General features: G+C 44.6%; 18 protein-coding genes. 15 read left to right on the top strand and 3 right to left on the bottom strand.

Translation table 11 applies throughout. From position 1 onward, the window contains the following. Positions 1-540: 540 nt before the first annotated feature. The 7 genes from F0364_RS13120 to treF all read left to right on the top strand — a co-directional run bounded on the left by F0364_RS13120 (position 541) and on the right by treF (position 9529). On the top strand, positions 541-1206 hold the full coding sequence (locus tag F0364_RS13120) for a YiaD family glycine zipper/OmpA-like lipoprotein (RefSeq protein WP_153798239.1): 666 nt from the start codon (positions 541-543) through the stop codon (positions 1204-1206). A gap of 215 nt (positions 1207-1421) precedes the next feature. Continuing rightward, positions 1422-3068 carry a M28 family metallopeptidase gene (locus tag F0364_RS13115; RefSeq protein ID WP_153798238.1) on the top strand — a complete coding sequence of 549 codons (1647 nt, stop codon included), beginning with the start codon at positions 1422-1424 and terminating at the stop codon, positions 3066-3068. Between the two features lie 459 nt (positions 3069-3527). After that, a complete protein-coding gene (locus F0364_RS13110) occupies positions 3528-4235 on the top strand; it encodes a DUF1003 domain-containing protein (protein WP_153798237.1) in 708 nt (235 codons plus the stop codon). Positions 4236-4243: 8 nt separating this feature from the next. Further along, complete coding sequence (locus F0364_RS13105) at positions 4244-6466, top strand: patatin-like phospholipase family protein (RefSeq protein ID WP_153798236.1); 2223 nt, start codon at positions 4244-4246, stop codon at positions 6464-6466. Between the two features lie 420 nt (positions 6467-6886). Beyond that, the gene (locus F0364_RS13100; protein ID WP_235921090.1) at positions 6887-7249 is read left to right on the top strand and encodes a type II toxin-antitoxin system HigB family toxin; all 363 of its coding nucleotides are present in this window, start codon (positions 6887-6889) and stop codon (positions 7247-7249) included. Positions 7250-7259: 10 nt separating this feature from the next. Beyond that, a complete protein-coding gene (locus F0364_RS13095) occupies positions 7260-7706 on the top strand; it encodes a helix-turn-helix domain-containing protein (RefSeq protein WP_153798235.1) in 447 nt (148 codons plus the stop codon). 218 nt (positions 7707-7924) lie between these two features. After that, the gene (gene treF, locus F0364_RS13090) at positions 7925-9529 is read left to right on the top strand and encodes an alpha,alpha-trehalase TreF (protein WP_153798234.1); all 1605 of its coding nucleotides are present in this window, start codon (positions 7925-7927) and stop codon (positions 9527-9529) included. A gap of 132 nt (positions 9530-9661) precedes the next feature. Here treF and F0364_RS13085 read toward each other — a convergent pair whose 3' ends face one another. Then, positions 9662-10612, bottom strand: coding sequence for a carbohydrate kinase family protein (locus F0364_RS13085; RefSeq protein WP_153798233.1), 951 nt, complete (start codon positions 10610-10612; stop codon positions 9662-9664). A 195-nt stretch (positions 10613-10807) separates the two neighbouring features. Here F0364_RS13085 and F0364_RS13080 point away from each other — a divergent pair, with 195 nt between their 5' ends. From F0364_RS13080 to F0364_RS13065, 4 genes are all read left to right on the top strand, one after another. Further along, positions 10808-11683, top strand: a complete 876-nt coding sequence (locus tag F0364_RS13080; protein ID WP_153798232.1) for a YicC/YloC family endoribonuclease — start codon at positions 10808-10810, stop codon at positions 11681-11683. A gap of 315 nt (positions 11684-11998) precedes the next feature. Beyond that, a complete protein-coding gene (locus F0364_RS13075; RefSeq protein ID WP_207632656.1) occupies positions 11999-12490 on the top strand; it encodes a gliding motility lipoprotein GldH in 492 nt (163 codons plus the stop codon). A 2-nt stretch (positions 12491-12492) separates the two neighbouring features. Next, positions 12493-13482 (top strand): sensor histidine kinase, encoded by a 990-nt coding sequence (locus tag F0364_RS13070; protein WP_153798230.1) that lies wholly within the window; start codon positions 12493-12495, stop codon positions 13480-13482. A 24-nt stretch (positions 13483-13506) separates the two neighbouring features. After that, complete coding sequence (locus tag F0364_RS13065) at positions 13507-14211, top strand: response regulator transcription factor (RefSeq protein ID WP_153798229.1); 705 nt, start codon at positions 13507-13509, stop codon at positions 14209-14211. 144 nt (positions 14212-14355) lie between these two features. Here the strand turns inward: F0364_RS13065 and F0364_RS13060 are convergent, their stop codons facing one another. Both F0364_RS13060 and F0364_RS13055 read right to left on the bottom strand, forming a co-directional pair. Continuing rightward, the gene (locus tag F0364_RS13060) at positions 14356-14985 is read right to left on the bottom strand and encodes an outer membrane beta-barrel protein (protein WP_153798228.1); all 630 of its coding nucleotides are present in this window, start codon (positions 14983-14985) and stop codon (positions 14356-14358) included. An 11-nt stretch (positions 14986-14996) separates the two neighbouring features. Beyond that, a complete protein-coding gene (locus tag F0364_RS13055) occupies positions 14997-15635 on the bottom strand; it encodes a DUF4136 domain-containing protein (protein WP_153798227.1) in 639 nt (212 codons plus the stop codon). A gap of 481 nt (positions 15636-16116) precedes the next feature. Between F0364_RS13055 and F0364_RS13050 the strand changes: the two genes are divergently transcribed. From F0364_RS13050 to F0364_RS13035, 4 genes are all read left to right on the top strand, one after another. Then, positions 16117-16473 (top strand): nuclear transport factor 2 family protein, encoded by a 357-nt coding sequence (locus F0364_RS13050; RefSeq protein ID WP_153798226.1) that lies wholly within the window; start codon positions 16117-16119, stop codon positions 16471-16473. 81 nt (positions 16474-16554) lie between these two features. Next, complete coding sequence (locus tag F0364_RS13045) at positions 16555-17094, top strand: GNAT family N-acetyltransferase (protein ID WP_153798225.1); 540 nt, start codon at positions 16555-16557, stop codon at positions 17092-17094. A gap of 320 nt (positions 17095-17414) precedes the next feature. Next, positions 17415-18338, top strand: coding sequence for a family 2A encapsulin nanocompartment shell protein (locus F0364_RS13040; RefSeq protein WP_153798224.1), 924 nt, complete (start codon positions 17415-17417; stop codon positions 18336-18338). 455 nt (positions 18339-18793) lie between these two features. Then, a complete protein-coding gene (locus tag F0364_RS13035) occupies positions 18794-20944 on the top strand; it encodes a family 2A encapsulin nanocompartment cargo protein cysteine desulfurase (RefSeq protein WP_153798223.1) in 2151 nt (716 codons plus the stop codon). Positions 20945-20987 lie beyond the last annotated feature (43 nt).

Here is a 20987-nt window from a genome sequence, read left to right as displayed (position 1 = left end):
AAAGCCCTGCTGCAATGGCCTTCACCGGGGTAACCGCTTCAATCCCTCACCCAAAGGTTTAACAGGCAGTTGTCTTAGCAGTAAGGCTGTATTTAAAAGCGAAGTAACTTTTTGTTTATGAAAATCCTGCTGCTTAAATCATAGTAGTACAAAAGCTTAATCAGGGCGAACGGAAGAAACGTGCTGTATATCGTTTTTTCCTTTTTTTGTGTCAAGCCTGTCCCGGGCTTGTTCCGGGGGCAAAAAAGTAAAATAGTTTTATTCAATACAGGTGTGTAGGGCGCCCAAAACGCACGTTTATTGCGTATCTGGCTGTAGCATAAAGTACTTTGTACTTAATAACTCTTACTTGAAGTTACATTTCTTTTGCACCCGGCATTTACCGCCCGCTGTCTAAACTCCTATTTTGTTTGTATTGTAAGAATCATGAGATTTGCAGCCTAAAACTTAACAGCGTTACCCTGCCCGGTTACCCATTTTATTTGGCATATCTTTTGGCTTACAGAGCAGGTGAACTTAAAAAATTTAAAAAATACCGTTATGAAAAAAGGATTTTTAGTAGGCATTACCGCAATAGCTTTCATGATAAGTAGCTGCAGCACATGGAACAAATCTCAGAAAGGAGCGGCAGTTGGTGCAGGCGGCGGCGCCGTTGTAGGTGGTGTTATTGGTAAAATGACTGGTAATACTGCACTTGGCGCAATCATTGGTGCTACCGTGGGTGGCGCTGCTGGTGCTGTGATTGGTAAGAAAATGGACAAGCAGGCCGCTGAAATTAAAAATGAAATTCCCGGCGCTAAGGTAGAAAGAGTGGAAGAAGGCATTGTGGTAGAGTTTAACAGTAAGGTATTATTCGCATTGAACAGCTTTGCCTTAACTTCTGCTTCAGAGGCATCTCTAAATGATCTTGTAACTATTCTGAACAAGTATCCTGATACAAATATTGAAGTACAGGGCCATACAGATAATACCGGCGCAGACGCTTACAATATGACATTGAGTGAAAAAAGAGCCGGTTCTGTTGCTGCCTACCTGAAAAGCCACAATATTGCCCCAAGCAGGGTAACTACAAAAGGTTTTGGCGAATCAACTCCTAAATATGACAATAATACTGAAGAAGGCCGCGCTAACAACAGGCGTGTGGAATTCCTGATTACTGCCAACGAAAAAATGAAAACAGACGCGGCTAAAGAGGCCCAGCAATAATATACCTGGTAAAAGGATTAACAATCAACAAAGCCATTGCGTTTTTGCAGTGGCTTTGTTGTTTTATGCAGGCCGCTTATGTGCCGGTTGGCATTACCCTTTAACCGTCTATTGCAGTTGAGCATTTTCCATGCTTTATTATGGAAAAGGCCCGCCAAAATCTTTTCCACCTCTTTCCAATTTGCGTTAACTTTTGCACCTTAATTTTAAAGCACATGAATAAATTGCTACGTTTTGCCTGGGCCTTGCCGGTTGTACTGGCTGCCTGCAAAGGCAGTACAACCAACGGGGATGGCCTTACAGCTTTTAATGCAGATAGCCTGGCAGCCAATATAAAAATACTGGCATCAGACTCTTTTCTGGGTCGTAAACCGTTTACGGAAGGAGAGACAAGAACTGTTAATTTTTTGGAAAACAAGTTTAAAGAAATGGGGCTTGAACCAGGCAATGGCAATAGCTATACACAGGATGTGCCGATGGTAAACATTACAACCAATGCTGCACCTGCCATGCAGGTAACCGCTGCAAAAGGTGGTTTTTCTCTAAAGGGTTTTGATGATTATGTTATCTGGACCAACAAAACAGATTCGCTGATTAAACTTAACAATGCCGAATTGATTTTTGCTGGTTACGGTGTAGTGGCGCCGGAATACAACTGGAATGATTATGCCGGCCTTGATGTGAAAGGAAAAGTGGTGCTGGTGCTGGTAAACGACCCCGGTTTTGCAGCAGGAGACTCTGCCTTATTCAAAGGCCGCACCATGACCTACTATGGCCGCTGGACGTACAAGTTTGAAGAAGCTGCCCGGCAGGGCGCCGCAGGTTGCCTTATCGTGCATAATACAGAAGGGGCCAGCTATCCCTTTAGCGTTGTACAGAATAACTGGAATACCTCTCGCCTAAGGTTGGATAATCGCGGAAAAACAGAACATTTGAGCGATGTGATTGGATGGGTATCGTCTGATGCGGCCAAAAAACTACTTGCTGCTGCCGGTAAGGATAGCAGCTTGCTTGCCGCCGCTGATAAACCTGGGTTTAAACCAATGCCGCTGGGCCTGAAACTTACTACCAGCATGCAGGTGAAAGCAGAATACAATCAATCTCACAATGTGCTTGCCAAAATAACCGGCAGCAAACACCCGGATGAATACATTATTTACACCGCCCATTGGGATCATCTGGGTGTGGACCGCCCGGATAAAAACAGCGATTCAATCTTTAACGGCGCCCTGGATAATGCCAGCGCCACAGCCGGCCTTTTTGAATTGGCCCGTGCCTTTAAAAGCCTGCCGGAAAAACCGGAACGTACCATCGTATTTCTTTCCGTAACGGCAGAAGAACAGGGTCTTTGGGGCTCTGCCTGGTATGCTGAAAACCCGGTGTACCCTTTAAATAAAACACTGGCGAATATTAACATGGATGGGCTTAACTGGTATGGCAAAACCAAAGACGTTATTGTGGTGGGTGAAGGCCAGAGTGAATTGGAAGATATACTGAAAGAAGAGGCTGAAAAAACAGGCCGCTATATTTCCTATGAAACCCACCCTGAAGCCGGCCACTATTACAGAAGCGACCACTTCAATTTTGCCAAGGTAGGCGTACCAGCCATGTTTGCTAATAGCGGAATTGACGTAATTGGAAAAGATAAGGCGTATGGTAAAAAAATGGAGGAAGAATACAACGACAAAAACTATCACCAGCCCTCAGACGAATATACCAGTACCTGGAACCTGGAAGGCGCTATTGATGATCTGCAGTTGCTGTTTAAAGTAACCCGCAGGCTGGATGCGGCAGAAGCTTTTCCAAAATGGAAGCAAGGCTCTGAATTCCGGGCGATAAGAGAGAAATCCATGAACAAGTAAGCCTTAAATTTTACAAGTTTATAGCCGTTGTGTATTGCACAGCGGCTATTTTTATGAACGTACATTCCAACAATCCTGTAGAAAAAGCAGCGTGTTACATTTTGGGTAAGGGGTTGCAATGGTAACCCCGGCGAGCCCATCGCAGCAGGGCCTTGTACCAGAGTATAGGCACAAGCGGGAGAAAGCAACTAAAAGTTGTTTTGAAAAAGGTTACGAATGTAGTTCTGCCCATATCTTGGGAATAGCTTGGGGCGCCTCCAAAAAAAGCGAATACGAAGATTAAGGTGCGAAATACTCTTTTATGTAAGAGGTAGTATCTGCAAGCTTCAGCAGCTTTACCCAAAACACCTGGTATATGGTAACCACACCGGATGTAGCTGTGCGGCACCCCTGCAGCCTGTTTTTATTTTAGCATATTCCTAAGCTCATTTTACCTAACTTTTGCCTGTAATAAGCTGTATGCAAACTTTTGTGAGCGATATATCGCAAAAACATTTTCCCCTGCGGGAAAGGATTACCGGCAAAAATATAAGGCAATGTGTGCTGGATGAAATAAAGAAAGAATACCCACTGTTTAATGATAACAGCCAGGCATCTGTAGCAGAGCTGAATATTTTTCGCAACAGGTATATACAAAACAGCCTGGTTAGCGAGCTGGGTACGCTTAACAAGCTGGAGCAGCAGGTACTGAAAGCCATGCAAAACGATGAGCTTTTAAGTGATAAACTGGTTGATAATAAACCGGAAGCATTGTCCGCCGGGCAGCGCCTGGCGGATAAAGTTGCCACATTTGGCGGTAGCTGGAAGTTCATCATCATCTTCAGTGTTTTTATTTTTTGCTGGATGTTGCTGAACGTGGCGTTTTTAATGAATAAAGGTTTTGACCCCTACCCTTTTATTTTACTGAACCTTATTCTGTCGTGCATAGCGGCATTACAGGCGCCGGTTATTATGATGAGCCAGAACAGGCAGGAAGAAAAAGACAGGGAAAGAGCTAAGAATGATTATATGATTAACCTTAAGTCTGAACTTGAAATACGGCTGCTGCATGAAAAGCTAGACCATTTGATTGTAAACCAGCAGGAGCGCTTACTGGAAATACAGCAGATACAGATAGACATTATGAACGATATAATGCAGCGTTTGGATAAACATGCTGCTCATTAACAAGAGATATGAGAAAATACCTGGTAGGATTTATTTACTCTATGCCCATTCAGTTGCTGTTCCTGCATTTCAGGCGGTACCAGGTATTGCTTGTTTTCTGGTATATACTGTTCGCTACCGTGGGGGGTGCTTTTATGGAAACATTCGGCGCTTACTCCCTGTACCTGGCACCCGAATACCTTGGCAAGGTAAGCCCGCTTAGCATTGCCATTGTTGGCTTTACGGTAGGTATTTTTATCATGAGCTGGAATATTACCACGTTTATTTTGCATAGCCGGCACATCACTTTCCTGGCAACTACTTCACAACCATTTTTAAAGTATTGCATTAACAATGGCATTATACCTTTAGCTTTTTTGCTTTTTTATTTTACAAAAGCGGTTGGATATGCGGATACACAGGAACTGCTTTCCGCCAAAGAAATTATTTTGCTGTCGGCTTCTTTCTTAGGTGGTTACCTGCTCTGCATATTTGTGGCATTCGGCTATTTTTTTGGAGCTGATAAAACCATCTATCGCCGTTTTGCAAGTGTAATTGATACAGCCAATGTACATTATGCGTTGGCCATTAAAGATAACCCCCTGCCTACGGATAATAATGAAGTTCGCATTGACTGGTTTTTGAGCGCCAGGCTTAACCTGCGTAAACCCAGGGATGTGCGCCACTACAGCCAGGGTTTTTTGGAGGCCATCTTTAAGCGTCACCATGTGGCAGCGGTAATAGCTATTTTTTTATCCTTTGTGGTACTTTTAGCTATTGGCTTTTTTGGGGATAATCCTTTTTTCCAGTTTCCTGCGGCGGCAAGCATTACCGTGTTCTTTGCCATACTGATAGCAGTGGCTGGTGCTGTGTCTCTATTCCTGCGTAGCTGGAGTTTTCCGGTACTGGTTGTATTGTATGTACTGCTCAACTGGCTGTACCAGAACGAAGTTATTGACCTGCGCAACAAAGCCTATGGGCTTAACTATGCCGGCAAAAAAGACCGGCCTAAATACGAAAGGGATGATATTTTACAACTGGCTTCAGACAGTAACGTGGCTGCTGACAGAGGGCATTATCTACAGGTTTTGGAAAACTGGAAAGCCAGGCAGGATACCGGTAAACCTGTGGCCTTTATTATTAACGTAAGCGGTGGCGGCAGCCGCAGCGCGGCATTTGCCATGAATGTTTTGCAGTACCTTGATAGCCTTACCAATGGCACGCTTATGCAGCGTACAGTATTAATAAGCGGGGCATCCGGCGGTATGTTTGGCGCCGCTTACTTCAGAGAGCTGTATAACGAAAAAATAAACGGCCGTAACATTAACCTGCGCAACCGGCAATATGTTGACAATATTTCCCGCGACCTGCTTAACCCGCTCTTCAGTTCCTTTGTTTCGAGGGATTTAACGGGCCCTTCCCGAAAATTTAGCTTTGGCGGTTACGAATATGTAAAAGACCGGGCCTATGCTTTTGAGCAACGCCTTAATGAAAATACGGGTGGCATTTTAAACAAACGTATTGCTGACTATGCCGCGGCGGAGCAAAAAGCACTGATACCTATTATGTTCTTTAACGCTGTTATAAGCCGCGATGCACGTAAAATGATTGTGGCCACCCACCCGGCCAGGTTTTTAATGCGGCCTACGCATGATAGCCTGAACATAAACCCCCACGACCCCGACGCTGTTGATTTTACCTCCCTGTTTGACAAACAGGACGCAGCTAACTTGAGTGTTCTGTCTGCCTTGCGCATGAATGCCACTTTCCCTTACGTATTGCCAAATGTTTGGCTGCCCACAGAGCCTGTTATAGACGTGATGGATGCCGGCCTGCGGGATAATTACGGCCAGGAAGTAGCCCTGCGTTTTACCGGCGCTTTCGAAGATTGGTTTAAGCAAAACACCCGTAAAGTTGTGCTGATACAAATACGGGACCGCCGCCTGGGAGATTGGGAAAAACCTTATGATGGCAACAGCATCCTCAGCTTTGTTACCAAACCATTTTTGCTGTTGCAGAATAACTGGCAAAAGCTGCAGGATTATTACCAGGGCGATCAGCTTGAATATATGCAAACCAGTTTTGGCAATAACTTTCACCGCCTCAGCTTTCAGTACGTGCCTTCCACAAAAGACGCGGCGGCGTCGCTTAGTTTTCACCTTACGGCCAGCGAAAAAGCCGATATAGCGGCGGCTGTTTACAGCAGTAACAACCAGCGTACTTTTAAGCGGCTGGCTGAGTTGATGAAGTAGTACCCCCGCATCTTACATTATCAGCGCAAATAGGCAGTGGCAAGACATTTACATCGTACACCCCACATCTAACATCTTACATAAAATGGCACTTCGTACTTCAAACTTCGTACTTGCTTTTGGGGGTGCCCCCAAGCTGCGCAAGGGGTCGGGCTTTCCGCTATTACTCCGGCACAAAGCCCTGCTGCATGGGCCTCACCGGGGTAACCGCTTCAATCCCTCACCCGCAGGTGCTGCAAGCGGCGTTTTTACAGGCAGGCTGTGGTTTAGTTGGTGCAGGCGGCAGCCAAGCTTTGCAATGGCAGCGTGTTAGCATCCCGGAAAACACAGTATTTTTTTACGAAATTAAGTTTATAATTGTACGGCATCCGGCTTTACAATAAGGCGGTGGTTTTAAACCCTGAACCAAGTTCACTTTTTGTGAACTTAATTGAAAAATATACCTTTGCCATGAAAGTTCATTTAATCCGAAAAGAAACTATTGAGGCATTTGCAGAACAAAATGCGCAGAGCAGGGTATCATTTGATGAATGGCTTATTAAATTGAAGTATGCAGATTGGGAAGTGCCCGCAGATATGAAGATTACTTTCCCTCCTACTGATTTGTTTGGAAAGGGTTCAGGCCGGGCAATCTTTGATATTGGTGGAAATAAGTACAGAATGATTTGCAAATATGCTTTTGGTGATAAACAGGTACACTTATTTGTTTGCTGGATTGGTACACATGCAGAGTATAACAAACTTTGCAATGCAGGTGAGCAATATAGTGTAAGCAATTATTAAATATTATAACATGGAGACACTCAAATACAAGGTAATTACGGGCAAAAGTCAATACAAAGAATACTGCAATCTATTAGAGCAGCTTGTAGTTTCTGGTTCTAAAGACAGAAATACTAAGGACGAAATAGCATTGCTTACCCTGCTGATTGAGAAGTGGGATGCTGAGCACATTTCATCTACTGATTTAGACCCTGTACAATTGATCCATTCGTTTATTAAAGAACATAACCTGAAGGCTAAAGATGTAGCAGTAATACTTGGAATCAGCAAGGGGTATGTTTCTGATATCCTGCATTACAAAAAAGGACTTTCCAAAGAAGTGATCAGAAAGCTGGCTGCCTACTTTAAAGTTTCGCAGGAAGCGTTTAACCGGCCTTACAAATTAATTGTTCCTGAAAACTCCCGTTTGAGAAATGCAAGTGTAATGAATACAAAGAAAGAATTAGCCATTGCATAGCTTTCATTGCAAAGCCTGACAGCGTTAGCTTTTATCATGAAAATTGGCTGTTTAATATCACCACGGGTATTTTTATCAGTACGTTTTATATTGGTTCCAGAATATGGAGGGTATACGATTTTATTGAGCACATGGAGAATTTCGCCTCATACCAGCCCCTCTTTTAATGTTTTCTCTTTCTTTTTACCTTTAAGCTGTCAACAAAGAAAATATCCTGCATGAAAAAAATTCCGCTGCTGTTTATCGCCGGTATGGTTTCTTTTTATTCGGTTAAGGCGCAGGCGCCACCTACGCCGGATAAGCTGTATGGAGAACTGTTTGCAGATGTGCAGATGAGCCGCATTTTTCCGGATGGCAAAACTTTTGTTGACTGTGTGCCTAAGCGCAAACCGGCAGAGATTGTTGCGGACTACCTGAAAATAAAAAACAACCCTGCCGTTCGTTTTTCCCTAAAACTTTTTGTAGAGCAAAATTTTGAATTGCCGGCCGGTACGACTTCCAATTACAAGAGTGACAAAAATGTTGATGTTAAAGAGCACATTACCCAGTTGTGGCAGGTGCTAAAGCGTAACCCCGATAAAGCTGTAACAGGAAGTTCTTTACTGCCGTTGCCTAACTCTTACATCGTGCCGGGCGGCCGCTTCAGGGAAATCTATTACTGGGATTCTTACTTTACCATGCTGGGCTTACAGGAAAGTGGCCAAACAGAAATGGTGGAGAACATGGTAAACAATTTCTCCTACCTCATTAGCCAGTACGGGCATATACCCAATGGTAACCGTACTTATTACCTCAGCCGCTCCCAGCCACCCTATTTTGCATTAATGCTTGGGCTGCTGGCTGAAACAAACGGCGCCGCCGTATTTGCACAATACCAGCGGCCACTACAATTGGAGTACGATTACTGGATGGATAAAACCAGTAAGACAAAGCATGTAGTCAAAATGCCGGATGGCAGTACCCTTAACAGGTACTACGACCAAAGTACTGCACCCAGGCAGGAAAGCCATTATGAAGATGTTGAAACGGCAGCGGCAGGGTCTGGCTATATACCTGAAAGCACCAAAAAGGATGGAGCAGCATTGGTAAAGTATCAACTTATCTGCCGCAACCTGCGTTCCTGTGCAGAAACCGGCTGGGACTTTAGCAGCCGATGGCTGGCCGATGGAAAAAGCCTCAGCACCATACAGGTAACCAATCTTATACCTGTTGATTTAAACTGCCTGCTATATAACCTTGAACTTACTTTGGCCAAAGCTTATAAGGCCGGTGGCAACCTGCTGCAGGCCAACCTGTATAACCAGCTTGCGGAAAAGCGTAAAAAAGCAATTAATAAATACCTGTACAACAATACAGATGGCTGGTATTACGACTACAAAATAAACGATGGTAAACTAAGTGCGGAAGCAACCATTGCAGGCATAACACCTTTCTTTTTTAATATACCGCCGCATGCCCATATTGCCAGGGCTGCAAAAATGGTGGAAGCCCATTTTGCAAAACCGGGAGGCGTTGTAACAACACTTAAAAATACAGGCCAGCAGTGGGATGCGCCCAATGGGTGGGCCCCATTGCAATGGATTACTATTAAAGGGCTGGAAAATTACGGCATGGGCGCATTGGCAAAAGAAATAGCGGGCCGCTGGGTTAACCTGAATGTAAAAGTGTACAAAAGCACGGGTAAGCTAATGGAGAAGTACAATGTGACAGATACCAATGTAGAAGCCGGTGGCGGAGAATATCCGTCGCAGGATGGTTTTGGGTGGACCAACGGCGTACTGTTGAAACTGATGAATATGTATGGCCTAACCGGCGAAGAATAATATCTGCAGGGTGGGTTAATACCCGCTTAAATGCCGCCATAAAAAACCAACCGTACAAGTGAGTGACACAACTGGGCGGCCATGAAAAACCGTCGTTGGTAACCAAATAAAAATTCCTGGTTAACGTGAAGTTCATTTAAAAATATCCCCGCTCAAATGCCTGAAAGCTTCCATTGCGCCCATGTATTCGCAGGTACGGGCGCCGGCTTTGTTGGCATTGTAAATTACTTTCTTCCAATCCTCTACGGGTAAGGCTAAAATTTCCTTCAGGGGCTTATCGCTCAACTGGTGCAGCACAGCGCCAACAAAAGCGTCGCCGGCGCCGGTAGTGTCAACAGGTTTTACGGGTATGCTTGGTATAATTTCAACCGTGTTGTTAATGCCCAGCATAGTGCCGTCTTTGCCAATGGTAATGGCAAAAATGGCCCTGGTTGTTTGCTGTAAAAATTCAACGGCTTCTTCAAGTGTGGGCTTGCCGGTTATCAGCAATGCTTCCTCGTCGCTTATTTTAAAGAAATGACAGTATTGCAAAAAATCAAGGCTTTGGTCAATAAAGCTCCTGGTATTGTTCTGAAACAGCAGGTGGCGATAGTTAGGATCGAAACTGATGAACACCTGCTGGCGGGATGCCTCCAGCAGCAGGGCTTTGTAAGTTTCCTGTAACGGGCCAGGTAAAAAAGCGGTGGCAGAGCCAAAGTGTATAATTGAATAATCCGAAAGCCGGATGGCTTCTGTTTCTTTTATGCTCAACTGGCCATCTGCGCCACGGTTAAAATAAAAATCCCTTTCGCCATTGGTCATTAAAGAAACAAAAGCGAAAGTGGTAAAATGGTTTACATCCTGTATAACCCATTGGGTAGATACGCCAAACGATTCCATCACTTCTACCAGGTGCCTGCCAAAAGGGTCAGCGCCCACTTTGGCGGCAAGATGGGCCTGGCCGCCAAGGGCCGCTATAGCTGCTGCAACATTGGTGGGCGCCCCGCCTGCTTTTTTTAAGAAATTATCGCCATCGCTGAGGGATTTGCCTTTGTCGGTACAAATCATATCAATTAAAGCTTCTCCAATACAGAGCACTTTCATAAAAAAAATTTAGCTGTAAGTAGTAAGGAAACCGGTAAGCAACCTGGCACATTTGCACATAAATGTAAGCAATGAACAGGTAACCCCTTGCAGTAAAATATGAACGACAAATAAGTTTTGTTATATTGCCTAATTATTCTTTGCAAAAGGTTAACCAACACCACTACATTCATTTGCAATCATTAAATTTTGTTTATGCTTTTATCCATGACAGGCTACGGAAGAACAGAGCAATCGGTAAATGATAAAACTTTTCTCGTAGAAGTGCGGTCACTAAACGGTAAGCAGTTCGATTTACGGTTGCTTATTCCGGCTTTGCTTAAACCTTATGAGTTTGAGATACGCGGCCTTATAAGTGAAAAGCTGGAGCGTGGCAGTGTTGAATGTATTATTACGCTTAAACAAACAGGCTCTGCCAAGCCCGTAACCATCAACACGGCGCTGGCAAAAGCTTATTACCAGCCTGTGGCAGACCTTGCCAAAGACCTTAACCTTGAAACAGGAGACATATTAAGCACATTGCTTAAGCTGCCTGAAGTAATTACACCTTCATCAGAAATGCTTACGGATGAGGAGTGGGATGGCTTTGCCGGCATTTTAAAAGAAGCGCTGGATAATTTAATAGCACACCGCAAAGATGAAGGCAGGATGCTGGAAGAAGATTTACTCCTTCGCATAAAAAACATAGAGCTTCAACAGGAAGTGGTGGCCGGGTTTGAACCGCAGCGCCGCATAAAAATAAAAGAGGGGCTTAAAAAAGTGCTGGAAGATAATGTTGGTGCTGACAATTACGATGCCAACCGCCTTGAGCAGGAGTTGATTTACTATATTGAAAAAATTGACATCAGCGAAGAGCAGATAAGGCTTAAAAACCATTGCGATTATTTTAAAACTGTGCTAAGGCAAAACGATAACAGCAAGGGGAAAAAACTTTCATTCATTTTACAGGAAGTTGGCCGCGAAATAAATACCACCGGCTCCAAAGCCTACGATTCTGATGTGCAAAAAAGTGTAGTGCTTATGAAAGATGAACTGGAAAAAGCAAAAGAACAGGTGCTGAACGTTCTGTAATAGCCTTCGGCTATTTTTTATTTTTTATGGGCCCTGCAACAGGAACTGCTATTAGGCGTCCCTTGCGTCGCACTCTTGTACGTTCTGAACATTATTCAGCTATCTTCCTTCTCCATTAGAAGAAGGTGCGCAATGGGCAGATGAGCCTTCACTCACCAATTGCCGCAGCGGCCGCCCCTGCAAAGCGAAAGGGTTTATTTTTATTCAACAGTTTAAGCCCGCTATCGGCTTTAACCTTTATCAATTGCTTGCAGCAGGTAAAACAGCATTATCCTATTACTTATGTTTCTGGCTTACTTTTGTAAAAAAAATCCATTGAAGAAGCATCCCGGTTTTCATTTCAGAAAAAGCTTTGTTTATATACTTGTGGCAATTGTTACGGTTGTTGCTTCCTGCCGGCCGATAGATGTGTACGAAAAAACATATTATTTTAAAATGCAGGATTGGGATGCAGCTATAAAACCGGAGTTTCAGTTTAAGATTGAAGACAGTATGGCCCGCTACAACCTGTTTGTAGTATTGCGCCATACCGATGCTTACAGCTATAATAACATCTGGCTTAACCTTACCATTATTCCCCCCGGCGATACAGCGCAAACACAACTTAAGGAGTTTATACTTGCCAATAACAGCAAAGGGTGGTTGGGCAGTGGTATGGACGATGTTTTTGAGCACCGTATTAAAGTGAATGCCGCACCAATTAAATTTAAAACCGGCAATTACCGGTTTACGTTGCAGCAGGCCATGCGCCAAAACCCTTTGCATGATGTATTGAATGCGGGCATACGCCTGGAGAAAGCAGAATAGCCATGAGAGCTTTTTACAAAAGAAACCAGCTAAAAATAATAACCATTGTTTACTGGTTTTTGCTATTGTACATTGTAGCAGCACTTATCCTTTGGTTTGTAGAGCTTACGCAGCAAAACGACTACATGGCTTCAATGCGCCTGGTAGAACTTAATAAGGATGACCCGGACTATCTGTCCAAATACAGCCATATACTTGATTTGCGGAAAAGAAAGACCTTTCAATACGTTGGTGAGGGCGCTACTTTTTTAATACTCATACTGGTATGCGCCGTTTTTGTATATCGTGCGGTCAGGCGGCAAATTAAGCTTAGCCACCAGCAACAAAATTTTATGATGGCGGTTACACATGAACTTAAAACGCCTATTGCTGTAACCAGGCTTAACCTGGAAACCCTGCAGAAAAGAAGGCTGGAAGAAGAAAAACAGCAAAAACTTATTGCCAACACCCTGCAGGAAGCCAACCGTTTAAACAGCCTTTGCAACAACATACTTGTTGCCTCTCAATTAGATGCAGGGCACTACCAGCTCAACCGCCAGGAAATAAACCTAAGCAACATTGTAGAAGACAGCATCAAAGATTTTGCAGAACGTTTTACAGGCAGGCGGTTCATCTGTAATATTCAGCCTGGTATATATACCGAAGGCGAAAGTCTGCTGTTGCAGATGCTGGTGAACAACCTGGTAGATAATGCCATTAAGTATTCACCCAAAGATTCAACAGTTACTATTGCATTGGAACAAAATAACAACAGTTTGTTGTTTTCCGTTGCGGATGAAGGCGAAGGCATACCCGGCGAGGAAAAGAAAAAAGTTTTTGAGAAATTTTACCGTGTTGGCGATGAAGCTACCCGCAAGGCCAAGGGCACAGGCCTGGGCCTTTATCTTTGCAAACGCATTGTAAAAGACCATAAAGGCAGCATTGCTATAAAAGACAACCAACCGGGCGGAACTGTTTTTATTGTAACATTAAGCGCATTAAAAACTGCGTAAGGCTGGTTGGTAAACTGTAAAACCATGGACATAAATAAAGGAAATATTCTGCTGGTGGAAGATGAGGAAAACCTGCATGAAGCGCTGAAGCTTAACCTGGAGATGGAGGGTTATACGGTTACTTCCGCCTTCGATGGCAACGCCGCAGTCAAAGCCACCCGCAATGAATACTTTGATTTGCTGATACTGGATATTATGCTGCCGGAGCTGGATGGCATAAGCGTTACCGAAACAGTACGGGTACACAACAGTGAAGTGCCTATCTTAATACTAAGCGCCAAAAATAATAGTGCAGACAGGGTGCTGGGCCTTAAAAAAGGCGCAGACGATTACCTTACAAAGCCCTTTAACCTGGAGGAACTACTGCTGCGGGTAGAGAAGCTGATAATGAAGAATAAAAAAATTCAGGACAAAGAATCTGTTGGTGATATATACGAGTTTGGCGGCAACCGTGTAGATTTTAAATCACTCATGGCTAATAATTTTAAAGGCGAGGCCATTGAACTTAGCAAAAAAGAGGCGCTGCTGCTTAAACTGCTTATCGAAAACAAAGATGATGTGGTTACCCGTGAAAAAATATTGCAGGTTGTATGGGGTTACAATGTTTACCCTACCACCCGGACCATAGACAACTTTATACTCAACTTTCGTAAGTATTTTGAGCAGGATAGCCGTAACCCAAAACATTTTCACTCTGCCCGGGGCATGGGTTACAAATACACAGACTGATATGCACAAAAAAGGGATGATACTTATAGTACCACCCCTTAACAAATTTGGGGAAATGGGTTTACTTCACTAAACAATTCACATGCTCTGTCATTGCCCCAAACTTAACACACAACACTAACCGCCTCACATTATCTTATACACTTATCTTAACGGGAAGTGAACACCTAACTGCACACCTAAATTATTTAAGTTATTGTAGCCGTTTTTAGTGTAAGGAACATAGTTGTAAACAGCTCCTAACTGCAACCCTGAGTTACTTAACCTGCCAAAAGGAACCTGTATGCCGGCGCCGGCCTGTGCGGCAAAGCTTACATTTGTATTGCTGCTGCCAAATTCTCCCAGGTATTGCTTAAAACTTACCATATTTATGCCTGCGCCAAGAGATACGTAAGGTTGCACCCACGAAAATTTATCACCTAATGGCGCGTATAAACCTTTTACCATAACAGGAATGGTTTGTACAGAGTTGCTGATAACGGCGGATATATCTTCGCCGCTTGGCAGTTTATAAGTAGCGCGGGGATATTTTTCGTAATAATCCTGGAAGCCAACAGCGCCACCCAATGCAAATTTTTTATTGAAAGAGTAAAGAATGTCACCTGTAAAACCCCGCGGCGAGTTTTTGCTTACAATATCATTCTTAAAGCTGCCCAGCGGCAGGCTGTAATTGTAGTTAAGGTACATTTTAACTTCTCCGCGCTGTGCCTTTAGAGATAACGATAAAGGAATGGCAACCACAAACAGCGCTGCTATTTTCAATATGCTTTTCATACGTGTTTACTTTAATTTTTTTTCAGATAAGATGACTGGTCAAATAAGGCTTTTACCTGGCTGTCTGCCGTAGATTGATTGAAAATGCCTGAACCGCGTACCAATCCATTCCATACAAGGTCAATCTTATTGCCATGAGAAGCGGCGTTCTTTAAATCCAGCATGTCAATGGATAAGGCGCCTTCGGTAATGGAGTAAACGCCATAAGAGTAATATGGAAATCCATAACCATAACCCCCATAACCCCAGTAGTAGGGGTCCCAGTAACCGCCATAACCACCCCAGTAATCAGGGTAGCTTATTACGCCTGACGATGTTTGGTAAATGCGGGTAATGTTAATACCAACATCAGGTGTTTGGTTTTTCGAAACCAGTGTATAGCCAGCCTGCTGCATATATTTTTTTGCTGCGTCAATGTAAGCCTGGTCAACACTCGTTAATTCTTTACTTGCTTTCCCGTTATCTACCACCGCTACAGAGTCGGCCACACTAAAAGTAGTATAGCTGTTAAAGTCAACCGTTGAGTCGCGGTTGGTAATGTAAATACGTGATTCTTCCGGTGTTAAATTGTTCAATGGATCTTTCTGGCAACCCGTAATAACTGCTGCGCTGCCGGTTGCAACGAGCAATAATGATAAGATGCGTCTCATACGTTAAAATTTGTTCAATTGTAAATAGTTCAAATGCAATGCCCGAACTATACTATGAACGGAAATAATGCCGCTGCGTTTGTTGAAGAGCAGGGTTTTAAGAAAGATTTAGGTTAGCTGTTAAGAAGCTGTTTAAAGAGATGAAACTAAAAATCGTTGGTGCAAGACATACTGTCTTGGGGGAGGCAGCCATCTTGCGACAGAGGCAGGCATTAAATGTCAAATTGCTGGTTAAAGTTGTGCATGTCAGACTAATACCTTACATAGGTAAACCCTCCATCTTTACAGCGAGTTGGCGGGAGTTCCCCACCGGGGTATCCGCTTCAATCCTTTACCCGCAGGGTTAACCTATTGGTTTGCCTGCAGGCAGGTTAAGGCACAGGCACCTTTACCCGTTGGTATAAATTTCCTGCCGCTTCATCATTACATAATATATAAGCTGCCGTAAGTTATTTATCTTTTACCCCTTAAACGTATTCATATGACCACACAACAAATTGCGGACAGGCTGGTTGAACTGTGCCGCAAAGGCGAATACACCGCCGCACAGGAAGAATTGTATGCAGATGATGCCGTAAGCATTGAGCCAGACGGATCACCCGGCCTAAAGACTGTTACAGGCAGGGATGCGATTGTTCAAAAAGGCCACAATTTTATGGCGATGATTGAAGAAGTGCACAGCAGCGAAGTAAGCGACGCGGTTATTGCCGGCGATCACTTTGCAGTTGCTGCTACCTTTGAAGCTACCTTTAAAGGCATGGGCCGCCAGGTAATGGCCGAGATTTGCGTGTACAGCGTAAAAGATGGCAAAATTGTAAAAGAGCAGTTCATTTACTAAGCTGTCACCTGTAAACCCTGCACATAAGCCGTGTTTATGTGCAGGGTTTGCTTTTCCTAACCTTCCATTCTTCCTGCCATTATGATAACGTTGCAAAAAAACAACCGCCAGCTACGCTTTCGACAGCTTTACCTTGATGACCTGCAAAGGCTGCATACCTATTTAAGCAGCCTTAGCGCTGAAACCAAAAGCCGTTTTGGGCCACATGCTTTTGATATTTCATCTCTGCAGGAACTGTACAGCCAACCAGGCCATACAGGTTTTATTGCCGAAGAGACCGATACCGGCGAACTGGTTGCTTATGCCATTATTAAATCAGGCTTTCTTGAGCATGACCGCCAGCGGCTGCAAGGCTATGGGCTTTTATTGAATAATGACACAGATTGCACTTTTGCCCCATCCGTTGCTGATGCCTGGCAGGGGCACGGGATAGGCAAAATACTTTTTGATTATCTTCTTGCTCAACTCAAAGAAAACGGGTTCAAAAGAATCATCTTGTGGGGTGGTGTTCAGGCTGGTAATGACCGGGCAGTAGCCTATTATAATAAGCTGGGGTATAAATCGCTCGGTTCCTTTGAATACAAGGGCCTGAATTATGATATGATTTTAGAGATTCGGTAAATATGATGCAAAAAAACATTTCAACCTGTACATAGTTTCCTTACCTTCCACCCTGTTTAATAACCGTTTCATAAACCAGTTCACAAACCTTACCACTAAACATCCGTTTACCATTGTGGGCCGGCGCTGCAAACGGTAAGGCTTTAAGGTATTAGCATACATCTTCTAACAACAACAGCATACTGGATTAGTATAGTAGTGCCAGTTAATTTTGTGCAATAAACCAAATACCGGTTGCGCCTGTTAACTCGTGCACTCCCCTGAAGAATCCGGGCTGCGGGTAACATATTCATATAATTAACCTTTCAATTTTAAATCTTATGGCAGAACAAAAAGGAAGAACGCAAACCGCGTTAGGCGATGTGGCGGCACGGCAACTCGCTATTGCTACCCGTACGGTACCGCAAATGATTACTATTACGCCACGCTGGTTAACCCATTTACTTAACTGGATACCCGTTGAATCTGGCGTGTACCGTCTCAACAAGGTGAAAGATGCTGAAAATGTGGAAGTAGATTGCTCCGGCCGCGATGAACGTGCCCTTCCGCAAACTTTTGTGGATTATGTAGAAAACCCACGTGAGTACAACCTCTCCGCTGTTAATACCGTGCTGGACGTGCATACCCGTGTGTCAGATCTCTACAGCAAGCCTTATAACCAGATAAGCGAACAGCTTCGCCTTACTATCGAAACCATCAAAGAAAGGCAGGAAAGCGAGCTGATCAACAACAAAGAATACGGATTACTGCACAGCACAGTGCCTTCTCAACGCATTAAAACACGTACCGGCGCACCCACCCCTGACGACCTGGATGAACTGCTGGCTAAAGTGTGGAAGGAGCCAGGCTTTTTTCTGTTACACCCACAGGCCATTGCCGCATTTGGCCGCGAATGTACACGCAGGGGTGTGCCGCCGCCAACAATTTCCTTGTTCGGGTCACAGTTTATTACATGGCGCGGCATTCCGTTAATCCCCTCTGATAAATTGCCGATTGAGAAAGGTAAATCTAAAATTATCTTACTCCGCACAGGCGAAGCAAGACAAGGTGTTGTTGGTTTGTACCAGCCCAATCTTCCCGGCGAATTATCACCCGGCTTGTCAGTACGTTTCATGGGCATTAACGAAAGGGCTATCGCTTCTTATCTTGTATCCCTGTACTGCTCTTTGGCTGTGCTGGTAGATGATGCCATTGCTGTTCTGGACGACGTAGAGATAGGAAAATACCACGACTATAAATGGTAGTGAATGGTGAGTAGTGAATAGGAAATAGAAATGGGATAGCAAACGAAAGTCTGGTATTACCGATTGACCGTTCCCCCCTTCACGAAGAATTATGTACTTAGCTTTATTACTACTATTAAGCTTTGGTTGTGTCACTCACTTGTACGTTCTGAACTTTATTCAGCAGAGCGAAGAATGAAGCGTGGAACTATAGTATTCGAATGTGGCATTGGCTAAAGCCTTGGGTTAGCGAACACAGATTAAAAGGCTTTGGCCAATGCCCTGGCTTACTGTAGAAAACTAAACAAGGCGGCTTTCAGGTAGTAGCAATTCAATATTGATTCTTGCACTTTGTTGAGTAGCATATTCAACCGCAGAAGAGTGCGACGCAAGAGAAGCATCATAGTAGTAATACAGCCCTGGCCCATGAAAAAAAATTATCCGGCTTGCCGGTAATAAAAAATAAACACATTGTTATGTCTTCTTATAGCGATATTCCTGACGAAGCGGCATTGCAGCAGTTGGCCAACCTTTATTTTAAAGCGTTGCCCGGCGATAACCATGCTCCTGGCAATACACCAGGAAGCTTTTCTACGCCGGAACAAACATCCCCTGCTGTTGCAGCCCCGGGTGAAAGGGAAGAATATACAGGCTACGTGCCACCCTCAGTAGCAGGTAGCGGTGCATCGCCATCGGCAATTGAGCATGAAAAATCTTTCAATTTAAATGCGCCGCCAACCAGCCATCCAGATCCGCATTTTGGAACAGGTAATGTGCCCTCCTCGGTAGCGGGTAGTGGTGTATCACCTTCCGCGGGTGGCCGGGAAAACATATTTAATCCCGGTGAGGCTTCGCGTAAACTTCCAGACACCGGTTATACAGGCCAGGTACCGCATTCCGTGGCTGGCAGCGGGGTATCACCTTCTGCCATACAGCATGGCAAATCGTTTAATTTAAACCAACCGCCAACCAGCCATCCAGATCCGCATTTTGCCGGCACAGGGCAAGTGCCGCCGTCGGTAGCAGGCAGCGGTATATCGCCGTCGTATGCACAACAAGGCCAGCAAACACCTGCTTTGTATGCATTTGGAGAGCAGCAGAACAACAGCCGGATATACCATCCTCTTTCGGCGCCGCTGCAAACCCATAGTGCGTTTCCCACAGCGCCATCGTTTAGCTACCTGCCTTATGCAGAGCAACCTTTTGAAGCAGATTTAAACGGCCTGCTTAGCGGCATAAAAAGCTACACGCCTACACCGCAAATTCCTGGAACAGCTTATGGTTTGCCGGATGCGCCGGAATATTATTTTATACCCGGTGTCAAGGGGCTGGAGAAGGATTATTCAGGCTATCTGGTAAAGGGAACTCCCGCAACGGAAACTTACAGCGGCCTGCCTCACCCACCATTTGATGTAAATATTGTTAAACAGGATTTTCCCATTTTGCAGGAGCGTGTAAACGGCCGCCAGCTTATATGGCTGGATAATGCCGCTACCACACAAAAGCCAAGGCAGGTTATTGACCGCGTAAGCTACTTCTACGAGCATGAGAACAGCAATATTCACCGTGCAGCACATGAGCTTGCCGCACGAGCAACAGACGCCTACGAATCTGCCCGCCAAAAAGTGCAGCGCTTTTTGAATGCAAAATCAGTGAATGAAATTGTATTTGTACGTGGTACAACGGAAGCCATCAATCTTGTTGCGCAAAGCTGGGGCGACCAATATTTAACACAGGGCGATGAAATTGTTATCAGCCACCTGGAACATCATGCTAATATTGTTCCCTGGCAGATACTTGCCGGTAAGAAGGGGCTTAGGTTGAAAGTAATTCCGGTAGATGACAACGGCCAGGTAATTATAGAAGAATATGCCAAACTGTTAGGCCCCAAAACAAAGCTGGTTTCTTTTACACAGGTGTCCAATGCATTGGGCACGGTAACGCCTGCCAAACAAATGGTGGATATGGCGCATGCCATCGGCGCCAAAGTGCTGGTGGATGGCGCCCAGGCGGTATCTCACATGCGGGCTGATGTTACTTACCTCAATTGCGACTGGTATGTATTCTCCGGCCATAAAGTATTTGGCCCCACAGGTATTGGCGTATTGTATGGAAAAGAAGCGCTGTTGAATGAAACGCAACCCTGGCAGGGCGGTGGTAACATGATACAGGATGTGACTTTTGAACATACCAAATACCACAATGCACCTTCAAGGTTTGAAGCAGGTACCGGCAATATTGCCGACGCGGTGGGCCTTGGTGCAGCCATTGACTATGTAATGCGTATTGGCATGGATAACATAAGCCAATATGAACATTACCTGCTGGTGTATGCCACTCATTTGCTAAAACAGGTTCCGGGTATTCGTTTAATAGGTACCGCGGCAGATAAGGCAGGCGTACTTTCCTTCGTGCTGGATGGTTTTAAAACCGAGGAGGTGGGCAGCTATCTTAACGAACACTATGCCATCGCGGTTCGTAGCGGCCATCATTGCGCCCAGCCCATCCTGCGCAGGTTTGGCGTGGAAGCAACTGTACGCCCATCGCTGGCATTGTACAACACCTGCAGCGATATTGATACCCTGGTAACAGCCTTACACAGGTTGAAGGGTGGGCATAAGAAGTAACAGGAAATTCTTTCCAAAAAAACGATGGGGCAAATATTTTGCC

Origin of the sequence: Foetidibacter luteolus, assembly GCF_009650435.1 — a bacterium.
In the GTDB taxonomy this organism is placed as follows: Bacteria; Bacteroidota; Bacteroidia; order Chitinophagales; family Chitinophagaceae; genus Foetidibacter; species Foetidibacter luteolus.
The sequence above is the reverse complement of the archived record's forward strand: the minus strand, read 5'-3'. Positions and strand labels throughout refer to the sequence as shown.

Bases quoted from the DNA above. Each gene is read 5' to 3' on its own strand.
- F0364_RS13095 (WP_153798235.1), top strand. From the start codon at position 7,260: ATGGAGACACTCAAATACAAGGTAATTACGGGCAAAAGTCAATACAAA.
- F0364_RS13115 (WP_153798238.1), top strand. From the start codon at position 1,422: ATGAATAAATTGCTACGTTTTGCCTGGGCCTTGCCGGTTGTACTGGCT.
- F0364_RS13120 (WP_153798239.1), top strand. From the start codon at position 541: ATGAAAAAAGGATTTTTAGTAGGCATTACCGCAATAGCTTTCATGATA.
- F0364_RS13105 (WP_153798236.1), top strand. From the start codon at position 4,244: ATGAGAAAATACCTGGTAGGATTTATTTACTCTATGCCCATTCAGTTG.
- F0364_RS13050 (WP_153798226.1), top strand. From the start codon at position 16,117: ATGACCACACAACAAATTGCGGACAGGCTGGTTGAACTGTGCCGCAAA.
- F0364_RS13060 (WP_153798228.1), bottom strand. From the start codon at position 14,985: ATGAAAAGCATATTGAAAATAGCAGCGCTGTTTGTGGTTGCCATTCCT.
- F0364_RS13055 (WP_153798227.1), bottom strand. From the start codon at position 15,635: ATGAGACGCATCTTATCATTATTGCTCGTTGCAACCGGCAGCGCAGCA.
- treF (WP_153798234.1), top strand. From the start codon at position 7,925: ATGAAAAAAATTCCGCTGCTGTTTATCGCCGGTATGGTTTCTTTTTAT.
- F0364_RS13080 (WP_153798232.1), top strand. From the start codon at position 10,808: ATGCTTTTATCCATGACAGGCTACGGAAGAACAGAGCAATCGGTAAAT.
- F0364_RS13065 (WP_153798229.1), top strand. From the start codon at position 13,507: ATGGACATAAATAAAGGAAATATTCTGCTGGTGGAAGATGAGGAAAAC.
- F0364_RS13040 (WP_153798224.1), top strand. From the start codon at position 17,415: ATGGCAGAACAAAAAGGAAGAACGCAAACCGCGTTAGGCGATGTGGCG.
- F0364_RS13110 (WP_153798237.1), top strand. From the start codon at position 3,528: ATGCAAACTTTTGTGAGCGATATATCGCAAAAACATTTTCCCCTGCGG.
- F0364_RS13045 (WP_153798225.1), top strand. From the start codon at position 16,555: ATGATAACGTTGCAAAAAAACAACCGCCAGCTACGCTTTCGACAGCTT.
- F0364_RS13035 (WP_153798223.1), top strand. From the start codon at position 18,794: ATGTCTTCTTATAGCGATATTCCTGACGAAGCGGCATTGCAGCAGTTG.
- F0364_RS13070 (WP_153798230.1), top strand. From the start codon at position 12,493: ATGAGAGCTTTTTACAAAAGAAACCAGCTAAAAATAATAACCATTGTT.
- F0364_RS13085 (WP_153798233.1), bottom strand. From the start codon at position 10,612: ATGAAAGTGCTCTGTATTGGAGAAGCTTTAATTGATATGATTTGTACC.